A 21,175-nucleotide genomic window follows, 5' to 3' on the forward strand; every position below is an offset into this window, starting at 1 on the left:
CGCCATGCGCAAGCATCCTAGCTACAAGAGTGGCTTGGCCCCTCTCTTGGTTGGACTTGCACCAACTAGATAATGCGTGCCTCTGGGCACGCCATCAAAAAAAAAGCCCGTTCTTCCGGGATTCCCGGTATGAACGGACTGTGTGGAACAAGAAGCAGCAGCAGTGTAGCTGTGCTTCATTGCCTGCTGGGCAGGTTTACATATAGTATGGGTTGTGATTCTGCACGTTCGGCTGATGCACCGGTACTCCCGCAGCCTGATTGTATGCTCCGGCGCCACCTATTTTCTGCTGTACAAACTGCTGGCATTTGGCCTGCGTCTGATGAGCGGTCTGGATCTGCTTGTCTACATCCTGACGCAGCGCTTTTCCCGGTGCTGTATACATGTTCAGCTGTGACATCTGAGTATACAGCTCCCCCTGCAGGCGCAGCGTGTCCATTGTCAGGTCAGTAAAGACCCGGCGGACAGTCGGACAATTCGATTCGGTTGCAGCGGTTGTATATTCCCGCACCGTGCGCTTCAAATCCGCCAGCACAGTATTCAGCAAGTCCTCATCTGCCATAAATGCGGTTCCGTTTTGTGCGTACACTAGCATTACCTCCTGTTTTTGTGTATATAGTTTGTTCTGTTAAAAGAAGTTCATGTCATTATTGCGGCTGTGTCGGCGCGTACTGCTGATGCTGCTGCATCAGCTGGATCAGTGAGTTCATGTGCTGGGTATGACTCTGAATCTGCCGGACGCAGATCTGCTGGACCGTCTGGTTCTGGGTTGTGCCAGCTGTGGCAGCCAGCTGCTTGATAAGCAGATCTTCATTTGAAATGGAGTCGGCGATGTATTCCAGTTCTTTGCCGCTTAACGCCTGCATATGGGTTGAGTGCATTATCGTAATTCCCTCCTTCTTAATGTACAAGCAGTCCTTATTATGCCGCAGCAGCTTATGGTTTATGTAGCTCCTGCAAGTTAAACCGAAATAACAAAAAAAGAACCTTAATCCCTTGAATCAGAGCACCCAGAACAGCCAATACTACCCTATCGGAATCTCATTAAGGAGAGATACACATGAAACTTAACAGCGGAAAGCTTCCCTGGGAATCCACATTTACCGATCGTCCTGCTTATCCTTCATTAGAAGAGGATTTATCCTGCGACTGCCTGATCGTTGGTGGAGGCATGGGCGGGGCCATGATGGCTTACCGATTATCGTTAAGCGGGGCTTCTGCAGTCCTGATCGATAAGCGGGAAATTGCCGGAGGCAGCTCCCACGCCAATACAGGCCTGCTGCAGATCGCCAATGACAAATCATTGACTGCTTGCATCAATACATTCGGGGAAGCAAACGGTGTCTTATTCTATAAATTATGCAAGGAAGCTGTTGATAAAATTCTCGACCTGCCTGGAAAGCTTGATATTGACGCCCACATCATCCCCCGCAGCAGCCTGCTCTATGCAAGCACGCCTGAGGATATCCCGCTGCTCCGTCAGGAGCATGAAACGCTCACCACCCACGGGTTTCATTCCGAATTCTGGGATGCGGACAAGGTAAGGGAACACTATTCCTTCTCCAAACCGGCAGCTCTGTACTCCAAGGGTGATGCCGAGACGAACCCGTTCCGCACAGTCCACAGTCTGATCAACAAGGCGCATTCCGGCGGTGTCCGTGTCTATGAGCACACCCGGGCTATTCATTATGAATATCACGCTGACGGAGTTACCTGTTATACAGACCGGGGCAGGATTTTTGCCAAAAAGGTGATATTCTCCATGGGCTATGAGACACAGGAGATGAAGAAGGACCGGGGTGCTGAGCTTATCAACACGTATGCCATTAAGACCCGCCCGCTGCCCAAGCTTCCTAAATGGCACGAACAGAGCCTGCTCTGGGAAACAGCCCGGCCTTATCTTTATTTCCGGACCACTCCTGATGGCTGCATTATTGCCGGCGGCAAGGATGAGCAGCTCACCGATCCGGAGCGGCGTGAAGTGCGGGTGCTCTCCCAGTGCCGGCAGCTGCTGGAGGAGGTTGAGGCGCTGTTTCCGGAGGTTAAGGGTGTGGAAGCGGAATATTGCTGGGGTGCTGTATTCGGCTCAACCAAGGACGGCTTGCCTTACATGGGGCCGCATCCGGAATATCCGCACTGCTACTTTATTGAAGGCTATGGTGGCAATGGCACCGTATACAGCATGATTGCGGCTGATCTGCTGGCTGATACGCTAGCCGGCCGTACACGCCCTGAGCTGGAGCTGTTCTCGCTCACCCGCAGCGCCAAGCCGTCGCCTGCGCCTGCCGTGGAGGCTTAGCTGCACCGAAGCTTTCAAGGCAGGTTCCGGGAACTAAAAACAGCAGGAGCCCTGCTCGTATGAGCATGAACTCCTGCTGTTTGATTTTATCTACGCATAGATGCTTGTGAAGAAAGCTGAATCTCTTACTGCTTCTGTACGAATTCTGCAGATTTGATTCCTGCCTGCCGTCCGAAGATAATAATTTCGGCAACAGAGTTTCCGCCGATGCGGTTCTGGCCGTGCAATCCGCCCGTAACTTCACCTGCTGCGAACAAGCCGGGGATCGGCTGGCCGTCTTTATTCAATACTTCGGTATTCGTATTAATTTTTACGCCGCCCATGGTGTAGTGAATCCCCGGAGCGATTTTGATGGCATAGAACGGTCCGGCGGACAGATCATGATCCATCCCGGTCGTTCTGCCGAAGTCAGCATCCTGTTTACCGGCAACTGCAGTGTTCCAGGTATCAACCGTAGCCTGCAGCTTGTCGGCAGGCACCTGCATCGCCTCAGCCAGAGCCTGGACTGTATCACCCTGGATGACAAAGCCCATTTTTTCATACTGCTCAATGGCTTTGACGCGTGATTTCACACCGGAATCAAATACGAGATACGCCGCTTTTTCAGGAAGGCTGTTAATGGCTGCTGTTACTTTATCACGTGTATCCAGCTCATTGGTGAACCGCGTGCCTTCGCTTGACACAAGCAGACCGCCTTCCCCGCGGACTGCTTCACCGATCAGGTAAGACTTTTCCTGCTGTACTGTCGGGTGAACCTGGATCTGATCCATATCAACGGTGGTACCCCCCATCGCCAGAATCATTTTGATTCCGTCGCCGGTGCTGCCGATCTGGTTAGTGGTAACATAACCCTCAAGATCCGGTCTTACTTCAGTAATCATATCCATGTTGGAGCCAAAGCCGCCTGTTGTTACAACGAGCGCTTTACCTGTAATGGCTTTTTCATCCGCCTGGTTGAACAGCACCTTCACGCCGCTGACTTTGCCGTCCTGCTGGGTAATTTCCTTTACGTCAGCGTTCACGAACAGCGGAATCCCCTGCTCCTGAACATTCTGCACCAGCCCTTTGACCAGGTACTGGCCGATGGCCGAGCCGTCTTCCGGACGGTGGGTGCGCTTCTCGTTCATGCCGCCGGTAATGGTAATATTGTTCAGCCGGATGCCGATCGAATCGAGCCAGTCAATAGCTGCCGCGGAATTGTCGACGAAGAAACGGAGCATTTCTGTGTTGTTGGTGTCATGGCCGCCTTTCAGCGTCTCCTCATAAAACAGATCGTTGCTGTCTTCGATGCCCTGCTCCTTCTGGAACTTGGTCTCGGAAGCATTCATCCCCGACGAGGATTTAGTTGTGTTCCCGCCGGCAACCGGCATTTTTTCAAAAATAACCGGGTTCAGCCCTTTCGCCTTCGCTTCAAGCGCAGCGGTCATACCGGCGCCGCCCGCACCGACAATGATAATGTCATAGCTCTCTTTTAACTGATCCATTGGTGTATAGCTGGCTACTGATGCCCCGGACACGGCTTCCGCCTCTTTTGGTGCTTCCGTTGCGCTTGCCGTGCTGTTAGTGCTCTTATTCCCGCTTGCGTTATTTTCCGTATTAGTGCTGTTGTTTCCGTTACCGCATCCCGCGATAACAAGAATAACGGAGAGAATGAGAAGAAGAGCGGCTGCTGTTTTCTTTTTCATGTGTAACTGTTGCCCCCTTGTGCATAATTTCACAATTATCATAGCTGTGCAGGGGCGTCTTTGGAAGCTTACGTAACTAAAGAAAACGTTTTGTAACTAAAGTAACTAAAAGTACCAAGGGGAATGTCGGGCAGGTTTCAGGTTAAGTATATATATGGGATAACGTCCCTCATGGCTGTTATTCCACAATACCGGGAGGTGCTTCTAATTTGATTGAGCTAGCGGTTGTTTTTTTGCTGATCTTTGTTAACGCCTTTTTTGCAGCATCCGAAATGGCACTGATCTCACTGAACGATAACAAAATCCGCCTGATGGCACAGGACGGCAACGCCAAAGCGAAGCTCCTGCAGGGTTTGCTTGAAGAGCCAAGCCGTTTTCTGGCAACGATCCAGATCGGGATTACCCTTGCCGGGTTTATGGCGAGCGCCTTTGCAGCCGAAAATTTTGCCGGGGACCTGTCTGCCCTGCTCGTATCGTTCGGCGTTCCCGTTGCAGTCAATATTCTGGACACCGTCTCCTTGGTTTTCATCACCCTGATTCTCTCTTATGTCACACTGGTGCTGGGGGAGCTCGTACCCAAACGTGTAGCCATGAAAAAAGCCGATGGCATCGCCATGTTCGTTGCTGCACCGCTCAATATGCTATCTAAGGTTGCCGCACCCTTTGTAAAATTATTAACCTCCTCCACCAATGTTCTGGTCCGGCTGTTTGGGGTCAACCCGCATGAGAAGGACGAGGAGGTATCCGAGGAAGAAATCCGGATGATGCTGGACAGCGGCGCACAGCTGGGGACCATTCAGGCTGCGGAGAAGCTGATGATTAACAATATTTTTGACTTTGACAATAAGCAGGTGTCGGATATTATGACTCACCGCACCGATATTGTGGCACTTTCTGTACTGGCTACGCCGGAGGAGGTTGCGCAGGCCGCCGAGAAGGAGGGCTACAGCCGCTTTCCGCTGTACGACCGCCATATCGACAGTATTGTAGGCATCCTGCACAGTAAAGACCTGATCCGGTTTGTTAACGGAGGCAGCGGCGGTTCATGGAATTTGCGGGAATTGGCACGCCGTCCTTATTTTGTTCCTGCTTCGAAAAGGACACATGAGCTGTTTGAGGAGCTGCAGCAGAACCGTGTGCATTTTGCCGTAGTGGTGGATGAGTATGGCGGGACTGCAGGGATCGTGACGATGGAGGATCTGCTCGAAGAGATTGTCGGGAATATTTACGATGAATATGACGAGCATGAGGAAGAATATACACAGCTTGACGACCAGACTTACTTATTCAACGGAACCATGAGTTTGCGCGAGGTGCAGCAGGTGCTTACGGCCAAACTGCCGGTGGAGGATTACGATACGCTCAGCGGGTTCGTGATCGGCCAGATCGGCCGGATTCCTTCCTCCCATGAGAAGCCCGAATTTGTCTATGGCAGATATACCTTCTCTGTCCATGAGGTAGGGCAGCGGCGGATCCGCAAGATTAAGGTTACGCTGCTGCAGGCTGCGGGGTGAACGGCGCGGGTGGGCGGTGCCTCGGGTTAGCGGACATGCCGAGCGCAGTATGTGGCATCGCGGGCCTTGGGCGGGGCTGCTTCATCGGCCGGGCCGGGGCACAATAGTGGGAGTTTTCCCTCTTTTGGCTGACCGATCGGCCGGGTCGGGCCCATTAGTGAAAACCCTCCTCCATTGCTTCCAGATCGCCCGGCACCGCTCATTGCCGCAGCAAAATTCTGCACTTTATCCGCGGACATAAGACAAAGGACCCCAAAAGGGTCCTTTGTGCTTTTACCGGCTGCCGCCGCCAATATATTTCCTTATAATTTCAGGCCCCGCAGGCGTAACTGTGTACATATAAACCGGCCGTCCTACCGCACCATAGCCGATCTCCATGCCGAGAACCCCGGCGTCCTTGAGGAAAGCCAGATACTTGCGGACTGAAATCCGAGAAATGGGAGCCACTGCGGTTATATACTCTGTGGAGAACACGGGGCTGTCCAACTGCCTGATGATGCTCCAGATGCTTTCCAGCGTTCCCTCGGACAGCCCCTTGGGCAACGGTAAAGCTGCAGCCTTCTCCTCTTCCGTTCCGCTATGAGGCCGCAGCAGCTTGTCGAGCTGCTCCTGGCTGAGCGGCTCCTCCTGCTTCATCAGGGCGTAGTAATCCTCTTTGTATGCTGTCAGCGCCGCCTGGAACCGGGCGAATTCGAACGGCTTTATCAGGTAATCAACGGCTCCCAGCTGCAGCGCTTTGCGGATACTGGCATTATCGCTGGCGGCTGAGATGATAATGATGTCGGCTGTACTGCCATGCTCACGCAGGGAGGACAGCAGCTGCAAGCCGTTCGTCCCGGGCATATAGATGTCCAATAGCACGAGATCAATCTCCTGCTCGTCAAGCACTCTGGCAGCCTCTACGCCGGAGGTAACCCAGCCCGCACACTCAAAGCCCTCAACCTGCTCCAGATAATGGCGGTTGAATTTGGCTACCATCGGGTCATCCTCAACAATCAGCACTCTAATGTTCATATGCTCTCCTCATCCTTTACAGCATAGGGAATTTCTACGGTAAAAGTAGCTCCCGTCCCGTTTGTTCCATCCACTCCCCGGGACACGACTTCAAGCCTGCCTCCCAGCTTCTCTACGCTTTTGCGCACCAGATAAAGACCGAATCCGCGGCGTTCCCCTTTGGTGGAGAAGCCCTGCACATAAATCTGCTGCTGCAGCTGGTCCGGAATTCCCTGCCCGCTGTCCTGTATAATACAGCTAAGAATCCCGCGCTCATAGGAAAAAGCGAGCTCAATAACCCTGACCGCCTGCCCTTCCAGCGCTTCCATGGCATTGTCCAGCAGGTTGCCGGCAATGGTGACCAGCTCGTGAATGGTCTGCGGATCAGCAGCTTCCGGTAAATAGCTGTCTGGAGACAGCGCAAGCTCCGTTCCGGCCTCCCTCGCCCTGCTGAGCTTGCCCAGCAGAAACCCGGCCATCACAGGGTCTTTGATCTGGCGTGTAATGGAACCAATCTCGTTCTGGTAATTGCTGACTGTCCCCGATATATACTGCTGCAGCTCCTCATAGAGGCCCATATGCGTCATGCCCATGATGACATGCAGCTTATTCATAAACTCATGTGCGCCTGCCCGGAGCGCATCTGCATACACGGAGATGCCGGATAAGCGTTCTGCCAGCACGACCAGCTCCGTTTTGTCGCGGAAGGTGGCAATCGCCCCGGCAATTTCACCATTCACCCGGATCGGCACCCGGCTGGCCAGCAGCGTGATACCGTTAAGCTCAAGCTCCTGGTCCTGCCAGGCCTCACCGCTTGCCAGCACCTGCTCCAGTCTGAGCTCCGGCCAGTACGCACTGATCTTCCGGGTGTTGCCGTTGCCGGTAATACCTGCTTTGGCCAGAAGCCGTTCAGCTTCTACATTGACCATGGTAATAACACCTTTGTCGTCCACTGCAATAATGCCCTCGCGTATGGATTGCAGCATGGCGCTGCGCTCCTGCAGCAGCTGCGAAATATCAGCAGGCTCCATGCCAAAAATCATGCGTTTGATCTCCAAGCCGAGAATAAAGGCACCGCAGGCTCCAAGAACTGCACCGGACAGCAGGATGGCAACCAGGGTCCATTCATTTTGTCTGACCAGCTTCTGCACCCGCTCCAGTGAAAGCCCGACAACTACAACGCCTACCTGATGGCCTCTGTTCGTATACACTGGAACAAAGGCACGTAAGGAGCGCCCTAGCATGCCTTGCCCCTCCGAGATGCTCTCCCCGCCGCGCAGGGCGGCTTGCTGGCCGCCGCCGACGAACGGTTTGCCGATCAGCGAAGCATCAGGATGTGAATAACGGATACTGTCCATATCAATGACAACTACAAACATAATATCATTGCGGCGGGTTATTTTGGAGGTATAGGCCTGGATTTCCCTGCTGTTCCCTGTGTTCAGTCCCTCCGAGATCAGCGGTATCAGGGCAATGGTGCGGGCAATGGTATATGCCTTGTCCTCCAGTGCATGCCGGGTCTGCGGGATAATCTGATTCCTGAAAATAAAATAAAGCATCAGCAGCACTACGAGCACCACCACTGATACCATAACAGCAACCTTAGTTCTTAGACCGATTCTTTTTTTTCTCGCCATTTATGATAAGTCCTCTCCGGCATGTCCTGCTCCCATTATGACATATCGCCGGCCTCCCTGCGGTGAAGCCTTCGGCGGAGTACAAGCCAGCTGCCCATAGGGGCTGTGCCAAGCGCAAGCAGCAGAACAATAATTACCTGCGAAGAGCGGCTGACTGACAGCACACAGATAAACACCAGGATACCCAGGAGCCGCCCGCTCATCAGGCTAAGCTCCCGGAGCACCACCCATTCTACGCGTTTACTCACACTTTCTGCCGTTTCGCCCATCAGGTCAAAGCTGATTGACGTCATCGGCAGCATGTATAACGGAATAAACAGCGAAGTTCCGATCCCCATGAGCAGCAGAGTACCGTAGCTGAGCTTCCAGAGCAGCGGCACGATCACCGCCACCAGCAGGATTCCGCCGCCAAGCATGCCTGCAGAGCGAAAGCGGGGCTTGAACCATTTACCGGCCGCATAATAGCTGACCAGGGAGACCGAGGACGTAATCAGCGCGAATTGCCCGAGCTTGCTCTCTGTCTGCGCTGCAAGGTAAACCAGCAGACCGATGAGGAAGGAGAAGACGCCTTCCCGTATGCCTTGAAACACCAGTGCGCCGGCAACGGGCCGCCATGCACTGCCGCTTCGCCGCAGCTCTCTCCACGGCTCCAGCCACAGATAGGCTCCTTCGCTTTTTCGTTTCTTCAGAAAGAAGCTCAGCACAGCGGCAGCCCCGTAGATACAGAGCGATACGATGAACACCACCCGGTAACCGCGTTGCCCCTGCAGCCTGGAGATCAGCCAGCCGGACAGAAAAGGGCCGACAATACCGGTCAGTGAACCAAGCAGCCCCATCCAACCGTTATAATGATCACGGTTCTGAGCATCCGTTATTTCAAAATAGATAATATTATAAGCCAGCCAGAATAAACCGATGGCCACCCCAAGCGTCAGGCCCAGCGGCCAGATATAGCTCGAGGCGGATTCTCCGGCCCACAGCACCAGCAAATAAAAAATGCCCGAAACGGCGATTCCCAGCCGCAGGGCATTCATTTTATTGTGTTCCTTGACCCATTTGCCGGCCAGCCAGAAGCTGAGGCCCACCGCCACCTGCTGGCTGAACGCAAACCAGCCGATCATGCCGTAGTCCTGACGGGCTTTCCACAAATACACATTCAAAAAAGTACCTGCCAGCACACTGGCCAGCAAATTTAAACCGTTCACCGCAAGCAGCAGAGCCGCCTGGTTTTCTGGTGTTTTTTTCAATGTAACGCCCTCCTGCCATCTGTCTGGACTGGACAATCAATCCGGTTTAGCTTGTCCGGCAGAAGGACGGATTATAAACATTTTAGGTTATTTCCCGCTGCTCAGGTTGCGCACAAACTGAATACGGTCTTCCTGGGCAAGACTTTGCTGCACATGGAAGCAGGAAGGACAGACGTACAGATTCAGTGAAAACGGCGCCTTGAGTACAGGTCCGGCCAGCGCTTCCGAAGCTGATGGCTCAAACTGGTCTACCGGCTGCTTGCCGGCCAGCACCAGCAGCTCGTGGCACTGCGGACATTCCGGTGCCTCAAGCTGCGCCGCCAGAACCGCAGCTACGCTCTGCTCATATTGCTGAAGGTCATACTCTTCACCAAACTGGCTGAGCGTATTATAGATCGGTACTACGCTTTCTTTATCATCATCGTCCCACAAATTCTCGTTACTGATCTCGTCCGTTTCCGCATCTTCCCCGGCTTCCGGCTCTTCATCCTCAAGATCATCCACGCCTACGGTAATCGTACGGTAACCGCTCAGCTCATTGTTACAGTGGGGGCAGGTCTCTTCAGGCCCAAACTCCTCATCCCACACAATTTCAGTATGACACCACGGGCATACAGTTGTTTCCATTGTTTCTGTCTCCTTCTTACCTCACATATAAAATTCAGTTAATCACGAGATATAAAATACCTGCTGCTAAAAAAGCTACGGCGGAGATAAAGAGCACCCGGATCAGAATTTTCATCAGTTCTACTCCTAAGTCAGGATATCGCGGCGCCAATCACGTAGGACAGCGAGACCGAGATCAGCAGTGCTGTGAACCCGACAGCCCGGTTATCCGCGGCAATTTCATCATCAATCGAAAACACGGGGGTCAGAAATTCAAACAGGAAATAAGCGAGCAGCAGCAGCAAAAATCCGACCAGCGACCATTTCATCGTCTCATAAATCGAAGCCCCCGCCTGAATGCTGAAGCGCAGAATGTTACAGATTCCGAAAATTTTGCCGCCGGTAGCCATTGCCACCGCCAGATTCCCCTTGCGGATTTCCTCCCAGCAGTTATACTTGGTCACCATTTCAAAGAAGGACAGGAAGATTACCAGACCCAGAATGGCTACAGTGAAATAGCCGAGCAATGCGCCCAGCGGATGATCCAGCAAAAGATCAATATTTCCTTGCATAATTCCCCTCTTTCTGCCGTGCTTCCCCGCTACTCAAGCTCAGCCACGGTTACACCCGCGCCGCCTTCGTTATAATTTCCAAGCCGGTAGCTTTTGACATGTCTATGTTTGCGCAGATACTCCTGGATGCCGGTGCGCAATACGCCGGTTCCCTTGCCGTGAATAATATAAATCTGTCCTAAATTCCCCAGGAACGCCTCATCAATGAAACGGTCCGTTTCCATGATCGCTTCCTCAAGGTTGGCTCCGCGCAGATCCAGCTCACTGCGGACATTCTCATCACGGGTACGCTTGACTGTCGTGGCCCGGCGCAGTGCAGGCGCTGGCTGATCCGGAGCGGATGCCAGAAACTCGAGATCGCTCACATTGACCTTCATTTTCATAATGCCGAACTGCACAACCGCTTCTTTGGTTCCGCTCAGCTCTACAATGTAACCCTTCTGGTTCACGCTCGGCAGCTTCACCTCATCGCCGGGCTGCAGCTGACGCGGTGCCTTTGCAGCGCGGGACGCTGCTTTTTTGCGCGGTGCCGGCTCTGCTTCATCCAGGCGGCGGCGGGCTTCGATCAGCTTATGCTCCTTGACCGAAGCGCCTTCCTCCATGGCCAGGCGGCGCAGATCGCTGATAATCTCCTCGGCTTCCTTGCGCGCCTTGTCGAGAATGGCGCTGGCATCCTTCTCGGCCTTTTCCAGGCGCTTGTCGCGCTGGCTTTCCAGCTTCTCCAGCTCAAGCTGCTGCCGCTTGCGGAATTCCTCCGCTTCCCGGCGGATCACCTCGGCCCGCTCACGCTCCTGCTCGGCGGTAAGCCGGTTCTCCTCCAGGGAAGCAATCATATGCTCAACGCGCAGATCCTCTTCCTTCACTTCACCGCGTGCATGCTCCAGAATGGCGCCCGGCAGACCCAGCCGTTCAGCAATCGCAAAAGCGTTGCTTCGTCCAGGCACGCCGATCAGCAGGCGGTAAGTCGGGCTTAAGGTCTGCACATCGAATTCCATGCTGGCATTGATGACACCTTTGCGTTCATAGGCGTAAGCCTTCAGCTCGCTGTAGTGCGTTGTCGCAATCATCCTGCATTCGGTGCGGTGGATATGCTCCAGAATGGCGATGGCCAGTGCCGAGCCTTCCGCCGGGTCTGTTCCGGCACCCACCTCATCCAGCAGAATAAGGCTCTTCGGAGTCATCCGCTTCAGGATGGAGATAATATTGGTCATATGGCTTGAGAAGGTACTCAGGCTCTGCTCAATGCTCTGTTCATCCCCGATGTCCGCATAAATGGCATCGAATACACACATCTGGCTGCCTTCCTCCGCCGGAATGAACAAGCCGGACATGGACATCAGGCTGAGCAGCCCCACTGTCTTCAGCGTAACCGTCTTACCGCCGGTATTCGGACCGGTCACAATAATCGAGCTGTACTGGTTGCCCAGCTCGGCATCAAGCGGTACCACAAGCTCCGCCGGAATCAGCGGATGGCGGCCCTTGCGCAGCTTAAGGTATCCGCGGTCATTCATCCGCGGCTGGGTTGCCTTCATTTCCCTGGCAATCCGTGCCTTGGCAAAGATGAAATCCAGCTGGCCCAGAATATCGACATCATAGGCCATTTCCTCAGCTATGCCGCCAACCAGGTCGGTCAGCCTGTGGAGGATGATTTCAATTTCTCGCTCCTCGCGCAGCCGGGTCTCCCGTAGCTTATTGTTCATCGCTACAATTGATTCCGGCTCGATGAACAGCGTAGCTCCTGAACCGGACTGGTCATGCACAATTCCGCCAAAGTGAGAGCGGTATTCTGCTTTGACCGGAATAACGAACCGGTCACCGCGGATCGTAACAAGCTGATCCTGGAGCATCTTGGCTACAGAGGACGAGCGGATCATCGAATCGAGCTTCTCGCGGATCCGCGCTTCACCGCCCCGCAGCTCCCGGCGGATATTAGCCAGCTCCGGACTTGCCGAATCAAGTACATTCGCGTCCTCGTCGATGCAGGCGCGGATGGCATCCTCGACATGCTTCTGCTCGGAGAGCAGATCACTTAAGGCATACAGCAGCTCGATCTTCTCATCCTCATGCATGGCCGCGAGGAACCGCTTGACTCTGCGCGCCCCGCCAATCGTGTTGCCTACGGAGAGCAGCTCGGACGTTCCGAGCATCCCTCCAATTGATGCGCGCTTCAGCGCAGGCCGGATATCGCTTACTCCTCCGAAGGAAGGGATGCCTTTGAGCCGGTCCACATTGACCGCTTCGTCCGTGGCCTGAAGCAGCCTTTTCACCCCTTCAAAGTCACCGGAAGGCTTCAGCTCCTCTGCTGCAAGCCTCCCCATCGGGGTCTGCGTATATTGCATCAATTTATTTAAAATCTTGCGATATTCAAGCGTATGCAAAATTTTGTCGTCCAATTACAGTCACAGCTCCCTTCATAGATGTTTACATTATACCTAATTCGGCCCATTTACGCTATTTGGGCATAGAAAAGCCGGCCTAAGGCCACAATAACAACTGCACATATCCTTATGCGAAGGCCAAAGGAGGTTTTTCCAGTGAGATTTTTAGGTCATGTAGTCCGTTTCATTGTGGCAGCCCTCGTGCTGCTTGTTGTCGGCTGGATTGTACCGCAGTTTACAGTCGGCGGATTCTGGAGCGCACTGATTCTTGCTCTGGTGATTGCACTGCTCGGCTGGGTGGTTGAAGGAATCTTCGGCAAAAAAGCAACCCCGTTCGGACGCGGTATCGTCGGCTTTCTGGTCAGCGCTCTGGTCATCTGGATCGCCCAGTTCGTCGTGAGCGGAGTCAGTGTAACCATTCTTGGCGCCCTGCTGGCGGCACTGGTCATCGGGATCATAGATCTGTTCCTGCCGGTGTCCACACCGTTTGAAGCCGGTAAATAACCCCCTGCTGCAAGCAGACAACGAAACCCCCTCTCTCCGGCTCACCCGGAAACAGGGGGTTTATTGTGAGTCCTCTCAGGCATAGACAGTTTCTTCCTTATGTGAATGGGAGGCGGTCACAACAGCATTTTTACCGCCGTGTTTGGCAGTGTAGAGAGCGTTATCCGTTTTGCGGAACAGCAGCTCCTTCCCGTCACCCAGCTGATAATCGCATAATCCGATACTGACAGTAATCGGCTTCCCGCCGGCGTAGGAATGCTCCATCCGGCCGATTGCCAGCCGCAGCTCCTCAGCAGCCGCATAGGCTTCGTGAACATTTTTGTCGGTAAAAATAACCGCGAATTCCTCCCCGCCGTATCTGGCAGCAAAATCGTTCAGTCCAATCATTGCCCTCACCTGGCCCGCTACTTCCTTGAGCACAAGATCTCCGACCCAGTGGCCGTAAGTGTCATTTACACGCTTGAAATTATCGATATCAAACAGGGCGAGCTGCAGATGCAGGCCGTTGCTTTCACATTGCTCCAGCAGCGAATCCAGATATTCATGGAAGGTTTTATGATTATAAAGGCCGGTCAGCGCATCAATTTTGAGCAGTTTATCCGAAATAGCCCGCTCTACCATCAGCTCCTGCTCCGACTTGGTCAGCTGCTCCAGATGGTCCCGGACCTCTCGCGCACGGATGATCGCCATGCGGGACATGAACACAAACACAATAAACACACATTCCACCATAAAAAACTCCAGCATCGGCTTATCCAGTATTGTGCGCTCCAGCCCGAAATAAACGCCTGCATAAAAAACAACACTGAACAGACCCAGGTAATGCAGCAGTTTCCGGTCAAAGTAAATCAGGGATATCATAATCGGCATCATCAGGGTCATCTGTGCCCCGTCCACAAACGGCTCGAGGACAAAATACATTAAGTAGGAAACAACGAAGCCGCAGCCGACTACAGCCTGCTTCCGATACAGAACGGCAGTGCGCAGCCACATTTCTGCCAGAATCATCGCAATAACAATCATAATGTTGCAGGCAACGAATAAATGCCCTTTACCAGGCAGAATAGCCGACTTTACCTCAGGCATGTGAGTGGAGAGCACAAAAATAAACTGGGCTGCCAGCATCAACAGGACAAGCACCCAGTACCCGTTTAATATTCTGCGGTGCCACATCTCCGCATTTTGTACATCAATTGCTATATTAATGTAGATCCCCTACTTTTAACCGATATATAATAGCTTTTATTATAATGAATTTGAATTATCTTTGCACCATTTATTTGCATGTTTCGACAAACAACGACGTTTCTCTACTGTCCGGTAATTTTTCAAGGTTTATGAAAGACTTCCAGCAAAAAGTAAGCTATGCTAATGGGGAAACTACCCTGAGGAGGATGTCCATGTTTAAAAAGCCGGCCTTATTGCTGTCGATTCTCTGCCTGATCATTCTGTCTGCCTGCAGCAGCGGGAAGGAGAATTCCTCCATTGCAGGCGGATCATCAGAAAACGCTATTGCGGCGGAAGAGGAGCTCACAATAACAGCAACGAACTACAGCTTTGACAAGGAAGAATATCATCTGAAAAAGGGCGTGCCGGTAAAAATCATTTTTAAAAATGAAAGCGGTAACCACGGCATTCTTGTACCTGAGCTTGAACTGAGATTAGATGCCAAAACCTCCTCGCAGGTAATCATTCCAGAGGAAGCGGGAACCTATGAAATGACCTGTGCCATTATGTGCGGCTCCGGCCACAGCTCCATGAGCGCCAGGGTAATAGTGGAGTAATGCCAAAAACGGATGCTGCCCATAGTGGTCAGCATCCGTTTTGTCATGCATCCGCCATTCAACTGTCCTGCTCGATCAATTGAATCCATTCATTATATTCATTCTGCAGCTTGGCATATTCCGCCTGAAGCTCACGGTGTTCCTTGGCCAGCTTGTCCAGCTCGCCCTCTCTGAGCTCGAACTGTGCCTGCATTAGCCGGAGCTGGCTCTGGGCCAGTTCAAAATGCTCCCCGATCTCGTCCAGCTGCTGCTGCGCTTCACGCTGTGTCTCGCTTAACGCTTTGGCCTGTGCCTCTGCCTCCCCGGCTTCCTGCTGCCAGATCTCGATTTCCTCGCGCAGAGCGGCTTCCGTTCCGCTCCACTGGGCTTCCCGCTGCTGCAGCTCTTCATACCGCTGCTTCCAGGCGGCTTCAGTCTCGCGGGCCTCACGGATGGCTTCCTGCTGTCCGGCAGCTGCCGCTGCAGCTTCACGGGCAGCCTCGGACAGCTCTTCAAAGCGCCGTGCGGTTTCCTCCGTTTCGGCCTCCAGCAGGTTATATCTTTCCTCCAGCTGCTCTTTGTCCTGCAGCAGGTCGTCATACTGTGCAATCAAGTCCTCGTACCGGCTGCGCAAAGCGGCCAGCTGCTTGCGTACTTCCGCCGCGTCTTCACGCTGCGAAGAAGACTCAAGCTCGGCTTCCGCCCGCAGGCCGGCCTCGCGTTCAAGCTTCTGCTGCATTTCCAGAGCCTGGCTGCGCAGAGCTTCTATCCCGCTCTGCAGCGAATCTGACCGCTCTTCCGCTTCCAGCAGGCTCATTTCGAGTTCGCCGATATCTGCCATATGTTTATCGGCAAGCTCCTGCCAGTTCCGCGCCTCTGCTTCGGTACGGGCAAGCTCATCCTGCAGACGGCTCTGCTCCGCTCCGGCTCTTCCGAGTTCGATGCGCAGCTCCGCTGCTTCACTGCCTGCCTGCTCATACTGCTGGCGCAGCTCTTCCAGCTCGTCGCTCAGCAGCGTCTGCAGCTCTGCGGACGACTGCAGTTCCCTGCGTGCCTCGCCGAGCGCCGCTTCCTTCTCCTGCAGCAGACCGCGCAGCTCTGCTGTCTCTTGCCCTGCCTGCTCATACTGCTGGCGCAGCTCTTCCAGCTCGTCGCTCAGCAGCGTCTGCAGCTCTGCGGACGACTGCAGTTCCCTGCGCGCCTCGCCGAGCGCAGCTTCCTTCTCCTGCAGCAGACCGCGCAGCTCTGCTGTCTCTTGCCCTGCCTGCTCATATTGCTGGCGCAGCTCTTCCAGCTCATCATTCAGCAGCGTCTGCAATTCAGCGGACGACTGCAGTTCCCTGCGCGCCTCGCCGAGCGCAGCTTCCTTCTCCTGCAGCAGACTGCGCAGCTCTGCTGTCTCTTGGCCGGCCTGCTCAAATTGCTGGCGCAGCTCATTAAGCTCGTCGTTCAGCAGCGTCTGTAATTCAGTAGACGACTGCAGTTCTCTGCGCGCCTCGCTGAGCGCCGTTTCCTTCTCCTGCAGCAAACTGCGCATGTCTGCTGACTCTTGGCCTGCCTGCTCAAATTGCTGGCGCAGCTCATTAAGCTCGTCGTTCAGCAGCGTCTGTAATTCAGTAGACGACTGCAGTTCTCTGCGCGCCTCGCTGAGCGCCGTTTCCTTCTCCTGCAGCAAACTGCGCATGTCTGCTGACTCTTGGCCTGCCTGCTCAAATTGCTGGCGCAGCTCATTAAGCTCGTCGTTCAGCAGCGTCTGTAATTCAGTAGACGACTGCAGTTCTCTGCGCGCCTCGCTGAGCGCCGTTTCCTTCTCCTGCAGCAGACTGCGCAGCTCTGCGGTCTCTTGGCCTGCCTGCTCAAAGCGCTCACGCAGACCGGCTGAATCCCGCTGCTCCTGCTCATGGCGCTGGCGCAGCTCTTCCAGCTCCGCGTTAACCAGCTCTGCAAGCTCTGTTGCCGACTGCAGCTCTTCCCCGGAGCGGATCAGCCGCTCCTCAGCAGACTGCAGGGCATCCCTGAGTCCGGCCGCATCGTTCTGTGTCTCATCATAACGCTGATGCAGCTCTTCCAGCTGCCCGTTCAGCAGAGCAAGCTGCTCGGCTGAAGTCCGCTGCTCCTCGGCGAGCTGCTCTCCCCGGGCAACAGCCGCTTCATACTCCGCCTGCAGACTCTGCCGGGCATCGCGTTCACTCTTAAGCCCCGCTTCGGCCGCACGCAGCCGTGACTGAAGCTGTCCCGTACCTCCGCGCAGCTCATTAAGCTGCTTGTCCAGCTCCTGAAGCTGCTGCTTGTGGCGGTGCTCCTGCGTGCCCTGCGACTGCCGGAGCTCCTTGTTCTTGGCCTGCTCCTTCTGCAGCGCTTCCCGCTCCCCGCTGAGCTCCTTCTCAAGCGCTGCCTTGGTATCTGCAAGCTCCTTGCTGAGCACGGTGCGGATCTCTACAACTTCCCCGCCGAGCGATTCCCGGGTCTGCGCCAGCTCCTGCTCCAGCTGAGACAGCGTTTCCGCCTTCTCCTGAAGCAGTGTCTCACGGAGGTTTTTCAGCTCCTCCGCATGCGCTGCCCTCAATTCGTCAAGCTGCTGCAGGCGTGCCTCATCAAGCGCCGCCAGCTCCTGCCTGTGGCCGTCGCGGCTTACAGCCTGCTCCTGCTCGTAGACGTTGCGCAGCTCCTGCAGCTCTGCCTCGCGGGCCTGCAGCTCTTCTGCAAGCTTCTCCCGGGCAGCTGCCGCCGCCTGCTCCGCCTGCTGCAGCTGCTCGGCATGAGCCTTACGTTCCTGCTCCAGGTTATCCAGATGACGCTTGCGTTCCTCTTCAGCTTCAGCCACCAGCCGGGCGGCTTCCGCCTTGGCCGACTCCCTTAGCCGTTCATATTCTTCCTGCCGTTCGCGCTGGATTTCCAGGAGGCGTGACACCTCTACCCGCAGCTCGGTACGCTCACCGGTCAGCATATTTAGTTCATTTTTGAAGTCCTGAACCTGGATGGCCTGCTCTGCCATATGTACGGCTGCAAGCACCGCGATCCGCGGGGTATCCAGTCTGGAATGGGATTTAGAAATGGCGTGCATATGCTCGTCCACATAACGGGCGACTTGCTTCATATATTCACTGCTGCTTCCGACTAATTTATAGGAAGTTCCATATATCTCCACGGCGACACGGGTCCGGTCCATAGCCACAGTTGTGCCCTCCTTTGTATGTGTGCGGATTCTAAGCTGATTGCCCTGCTCCTATTGTATCGTGATTTCTGGACATTTGGCAAAACAACCGTCTTATTGGATAAATTCTGCCGGTACCCCGCACTTTTGTACTAAAAGATGTGCATAGGAAAAGCCGCGCGAATCCCGGTCTAATTGGATTCGCTGCGGCTTTGCACAATTCCTGCTACTTTCTTAATTCTGCACCAAAAGTTTGCTGAAGCACGGAAACGACCTTTTCGTGCACTTCCGATACCTCTTCATCCGTCAGTGTATGCTCTGTATGGCGGTACAGGAGGGAGATGGCCACGCTCTTTTTACCGCTCTCCATTTTACCGCCGGTGTAGACATCGAATACCTGTACGTTCTGCAGCAGTGTTCCGCCGTTCTCACGGATAACGTTCAGCAGATGGCCGGCAGGAACAGCTTCATCGACAACAACGGCAATATCCCGTTCCATCCCCGGGAAGCGCTGCAGTTCACTGTACTGCAGATTAGTCCGGGCGTTGTCATACAGCGGCTGCAGCAGCAGCTCAGCCACATAGGTATCCTCAAGGTCAAGCTTGTGCTGCAGTTCCGGATGAAGCTGGCCCATTGTGCCAATCAGCGTACGTCCTGCTCCTTCAAGCAGATAAATGGAAGCGGAACGGCCCGGATGATAATCCTTCGGCGCATTACCTTCATATACAATACGTCCGGTGAGCCCAAGATAAGCAAATACGCTCTCCAGCGCTCCCTTGAGATCGAAGAAATCAACAGGTTCAGCCGTTATATTCCACTGTTTGGCTGTACGGGTTCCGCTCAGCAGAAGCCCCAGTACCGGCAGCTCACGCGGCTGGCGGGTAAGCTGCTCTTCGTCAGTGAAGAACACATTGCCGATCTCGAACAGCGCCAGATCACTCTGCCGGCGGTTCGTGTTATAGAGGGCAATATCCAGCAGCTGCGGCAGCAGGCTGGTGCGCAGCACACTGCGCTCCTCGCTCATCGGCATTGCCAGCTTCACAGCCTGCTCGCCTGCGGAGAACGCAGGGAACAGCTTGCTCTGCTCCGGCTGGATGAAGGAATAGCCCATTACCTCCTGGTATCCGCCAAGAGCCAGCATACGGCGCAGTTCACGGCGGACGGATTGCCGGGCTGTCAGGGCTCCCGGAGTCGTAACCCCTTCAATCAGGGTTGTCGGAATATTATCATAGCCGTACAACCGGGCTACCTCTTCAATCAGGTCCACATCGTAGCTGATGTCTCCGCGCCGGGAAGGCACCTGCACTTCAACCAGTCCTTGCGCGGCATCGCCGCACTTGAAGCTCAGTCGTCCGAACAGTGTCTTCACTTCCAGCAGCGAAAGCTCTGTTCCCAGATAGTCATTCAGCTTCTCAAGCGAGAGCGTCAGAATTTTCTCCGGAGCAGCATCGCTGCCTGCCTGCACAATGCCTTCATGCACTGCGCCGCCTGCATAACGGGCGATCAGGGCTGCGGCGCGGTTCAGTGCCGGAATGACCGCTTTCGGATCCACCTGCTTCTCGAAGCGCAGGGAGGCTTCCGAGCGCAGGCCGAGCTGGCGTGAAGTTTTGCGTACGGTGCCGCCCTCAAATCTGGCCGACTCCAGAACAATATTAACGGTCTCTGCCGTTACTTCTGTGTCCAGCCCGCCCATTACACCTGCCAGGGCTACCGATTTGGCTCCATCGGCAATGACCAGCATTTGCGGCTCCAGCTTGCGCTCCTGGCCGTCAAGGGTGGTCAGCACTTCGCCTTCACGGGCAAAGCGTACTCCCAGCACGCCGCCTTCCACTTTATCACCGTCAAAGGCATGCAGCGGCTGGCCGTATTCCAGCATTACGTAATTTGTAATATCAACGATATTGTTGATCGGGCGCACTCCTGCAGCCATCAGGCGGTTCTGAATCCATAGCGGCGATGGAGCAGGCTTCACTCCGGAGATATAACGCACCGCATAGTGGCTGCAGAATTCCTCGTTCTCGATCTGGACGGAAATGGAACCGGACGCTTTACCTCCAGCTTCAACCAGCTCTGCAGCCGGATCAGGCAGCTTCAGGTCACGGCCCAGAATGGCGCTCACTTCATACGCTGCGCCAATCATGCTGAGACAGTCGGAGCGGTTCGGCGTCAGGTCGAATTCCAGAATCTCGTCGTTCAGGCCGAGCACTTTAAGGATATCCTGGCCAACTTCCGTGTTCTCCGGCAGCACCAGGATACCTTCCTGCAGCTCTTTCGGCAGCAGCTTGTCGTTCAGGCCCAGCTCTTTGGCCGAGCAGATCATGCCCTGTGACAGAACGCCGCGCAGCTTCGCCTTCTTGATCTCCAGACCCGGCAGCTTCGCGCCGACGAGGGCAACGGGAACCTTCTGGCCGGCGGCCACGTTCTTCGCTCCGCAGACGATCTGCAGATCCTCGCCCTGTCCGGCATCAACGATACACACGTTCAGCTTGTCGGCATCCGGGTGCTTTTCTTTGGATTTCACATATCCGGTTACAATGCCGGACAGTCCTTTATTGCGGCGCTCCACACCGTCAATCTCAATGCCTGCAGTAGTAATTTTGTCCGCCAGCTCCTCAGCGGTTACTCCCTCTAACGATATATAATCGGTCAGCCATCCGGTTGATACTTTCATGTCCGCTCACTTCCTTTTGTTTCAGATGTATTTATCTACCTGCCCGGTCTGCTTGCTGATGGAAAAAGACTGCTCATGAACATCTGGCACCGTTTTAAAATCCTTGTTATAGTGTCCTTCCAGAGAATGTTTGGACTTCCGGCCGCTGTTGT

16 protein-coding genes are annotated in these 21,175 nt (G+C 54.5%); 4 read left to right on the forward strand and 12 right to left on the reverse strand.

Annotated elements, in window-relative coordinates; all coding sequences use genetic code 11:
• Positions 1-196: 196 nt before the first annotated feature.
• Both BLR64_RS18340 and BLR64_RS18345 read right to left on the reverse strand, forming a co-directional pair.
• Positions 197-589, reverse strand: coding sequence for a spore coat protein (locus tag BLR64_RS18340; RefSeq protein ID WP_090716322.1), 393 nt, complete (start codon positions 587-589; stop codon positions 197-199).
• A gap of 58 nt (positions 590-647) precedes the next feature.
• The gene (locus BLR64_RS18345; protein WP_090716324.1) at positions 648-881 is read right to left on the reverse strand and encodes a hypothetical protein; all 234 of its coding nucleotides are present in this window, start codon (positions 879-881) and stop codon (positions 648-650) included.
• Between the two features lie 179 nt (positions 882-1,060).
• Between BLR64_RS18345 and BLR64_RS18350 the strand changes: the two genes are divergently transcribed.
• Positions 1,061-2,299, forward strand: a complete 1,239-nt coding sequence (locus BLR64_RS18350; protein ID WP_090716325.1) for an NAD(P)/FAD-dependent oxidoreductase — start codon at positions 1,061-1,063, stop codon at positions 2,297-2,299.
• Positions 2,300-2,424: 125 nt separating this feature from the next.
• Here BLR64_RS18350 and BLR64_RS18355 read toward each other — a convergent pair whose 3' ends face one another.
• Entirely contained in the window at positions 2,425-3,984 is a 1,560-nt protein-coding gene (locus BLR64_RS18355; protein WP_090716327.1) for a flavocytochrome c, read from the reverse strand.
• A gap of 209 nt (positions 3,985-4,193) precedes the next feature.
• Between BLR64_RS18355 and BLR64_RS18360 the strand changes: the two genes are divergently transcribed.
• Complete coding sequence (locus tag BLR64_RS18360; protein WP_090716328.1) at positions 4,194-5,498, forward strand: hemolysin family protein; 1,305 nt, start codon at positions 4,194-4,196, stop codon at positions 5,496-5,498.
• A gap of 273 nt (positions 5,499-5,771) precedes the next feature.
• Here BLR64_RS18360 and BLR64_RS18365 read toward each other — a convergent pair whose 3' ends face one another.
• The 6 genes from BLR64_RS18365 to BLR64_RS18390 form a co-directional block, all read right to left on the reverse strand.
• The gene (locus BLR64_RS18365; RefSeq protein WP_090716330.1) at positions 5,772-6,512 is read right to left on the reverse strand and encodes a response regulator; all 741 of its coding nucleotides are present in this window, start codon (positions 6,510-6,512) and stop codon (positions 5,772-5,774) included.
• Positions 6,509-8,128: a DcuS/MalK family sensor histidine kinase gene (dcuS, locus tag BLR64_RS18370; protein WP_090716332.1), complete on the reverse strand. Its 1,620-nt coding sequence runs from the start codon at positions 8,126-8,128 to the stop codon at positions 6,509-6,511. The genes BLR64_RS18365 and dcuS overlap by 4 nt, the downstream gene beginning before the upstream one ends.
• A gap of 35 nt (positions 8,129-8,163) precedes the next feature.
• Positions 8,164-9,375 (reverse strand): MFS transporter, encoded by a 1,212-nt coding sequence (locus BLR64_RS18375; RefSeq protein WP_090716333.1) that lies wholly within the window; start codon positions 9,373-9,375, stop codon positions 8,164-8,166.
• Between the two features lie 87 nt (positions 9,376-9,462).
• Complete coding sequence (locus BLR64_RS18380; protein WP_090716335.1) at positions 9,463-10,002, reverse strand: hypothetical protein; 540 nt, start codon at positions 10,000-10,002, stop codon at positions 9,463-9,465.
• Positions 10,003-10,133: 131 nt separating this feature from the next.
• Positions 10,134-10,553, reverse strand: coding sequence for a DUF350 domain-containing protein (locus tag BLR64_RS18385; protein ID WP_068729046.1), 420 nt, complete (start codon positions 10,551-10,553; stop codon positions 10,134-10,136).
• Positions 10,554-10,582: 29 nt separating this feature from the next.
• Entirely contained in the window at positions 10,583-12,946 is a 2,364-nt protein-coding gene (locus tag BLR64_RS18390) for an endonuclease MutS2 (protein WP_090716337.1), read from the reverse strand.
• 141 nt (positions 12,947-13,087) lie between these two features.
• Here BLR64_RS18390 and BLR64_RS18395 point away from each other — a divergent pair, with 141 nt between their 5' ends.
• Positions 13,088-13,435 carry a phage holin family protein gene (locus BLR64_RS18395; protein WP_068729048.1) on the forward strand — a complete coding sequence of 116 codons (348 nt, stop codon included), beginning with the start codon at positions 13,088-13,090 and terminating at the stop codon, positions 13,433-13,435.
• A 75-nt stretch (positions 13,436-13,510) separates the two neighbouring features.
• Here BLR64_RS18395 and BLR64_RS18400 read toward each other — a convergent pair whose 3' ends face one another.
• Positions 13,511-14,560, reverse strand: a complete 1,050-nt coding sequence (locus tag BLR64_RS18400; RefSeq protein WP_244157761.1) for a GGDEF domain-containing protein — start codon at positions 14,558-14,560, stop codon at positions 13,511-13,513.
• 275 nt (positions 14,561-14,835) lie between these two features.
• Here BLR64_RS18400 and BLR64_RS18405 point away from each other — a divergent pair, with 275 nt between their 5' ends.
• Positions 14,836-15,219: a cupredoxin domain-containing protein gene (locus tag BLR64_RS18405; RefSeq protein WP_090716340.1), complete on the forward strand. Its 384-nt coding sequence runs from the start codon at positions 14,836-14,838 to the stop codon at positions 15,217-15,219.
• A 58-nt stretch (positions 15,220-15,277) separates the two neighbouring features.
• Here BLR64_RS18405 and BLR64_RS18410 read toward each other — a convergent pair whose 3' ends face one another.
• Together BLR64_RS18410 and pheT are read right to left on the reverse strand one after the other, a co-directional pair.
• Positions 15,278-18,373 (reverse strand): cell division protein ZapA, encoded by a 3,096-nt coding sequence (locus BLR64_RS18410; protein ID WP_090716342.1) that lies wholly within the window; start codon positions 18,371-18,373, stop codon positions 15,278-15,280.
• Between the two features lie 205 nt (positions 18,374-18,578).
• Positions 18,579-21,023: a phenylalanine--tRNA ligase subunit beta gene (gene pheT, locus BLR64_RS18415; protein WP_090716344.1), complete on the reverse strand. Its 2,445-nt coding sequence runs from the start codon at positions 21,021-21,023 to the stop codon at positions 18,579-18,581.
• Positions 21,024-21,175: the final 152 nt, after the last annotated feature.

Origin of the sequence: Paenibacillus typhae (assembly GCF_900099765.1) — a bacterium.
In the GTDB taxonomy this organism is placed as follows: domain Bacteria; phylum Bacillota; class Bacilli; order Paenibacillales; family Paenibacillaceae; genus Paenibacillus_AQ; species Paenibacillus_AQ typhae.

What these genes read in the sequence shown, in the direction of transcription:
- dcuS (WP_090716332.1), bottom strand. Translation starts at nt 8,128, where the DNA reads ATGGCGAGAAAAAAAAGAATCGGTCTAAGAACTAAGGTTGCTGTTATG.
- BLR64_RS18405 (WP_090716340.1), top strand. Translation starts at nt 14,836, where the DNA reads ATGTTTAAAAAGCCGGCCTTATTGCTGTCGATTCTCTGCCTGATCATT.
- BLR64_RS18345 (WP_090716324.1), bottom strand. Translation starts at nt 881, where the DNA reads ATGCACTCAACCCATATGCAGGCGTTAAGCGGCAAAGAACTGGAATAC.
- BLR64_RS18355 (WP_090716327.1), bottom strand. Translation starts at nt 3,984, where the DNA reads ATGAAAAAGAAAACAGCAGCCGCTCTTCTTCTCATTCTCTCCGTTATT.
- BLR64_RS18365 (WP_090716330.1), bottom strand. Translation starts at nt 6,512, where the DNA reads ATGAACATTAGAGTGCTGATTGTTGAGGATGACCCGATGGTAGCCAAA.
- BLR64_RS18380 (WP_090716335.1), bottom strand. Translation starts at nt 10,002, where the DNA reads ATGGAAACAACTGTATGCCCGTGGTGTCATACTGAAATTGTGTGGGAT.
- BLR64_RS18400 (WP_244157761.1), bottom strand. Translation starts at nt 14,560, where the DNA reads ATGCTGGCAGCCCAGTTTATTTTTGTGCTCTCCACTCACATGCCTGAG.
- pheT (WP_090716344.1), bottom strand. Translation starts at nt 21,023, where the DNA reads ATGAAAGTATCAACCGGATGGCTGACCGATTATATATCGTTAGAGGGA.
- BLR64_RS18350 (WP_090716325.1), top strand. Translation starts at nt 1,061, where the DNA reads ATGAAACTTAACAGCGGAAAGCTTCCCTGGGAATCCACATTTACCGAT.
- BLR64_RS18385 (WP_068729046.1), bottom strand. Translation starts at nt 10,553, where the DNA reads ATGCAAGGAAATATTGATCTTTTGCTGGATCATCCGCTGGGCGCATTG.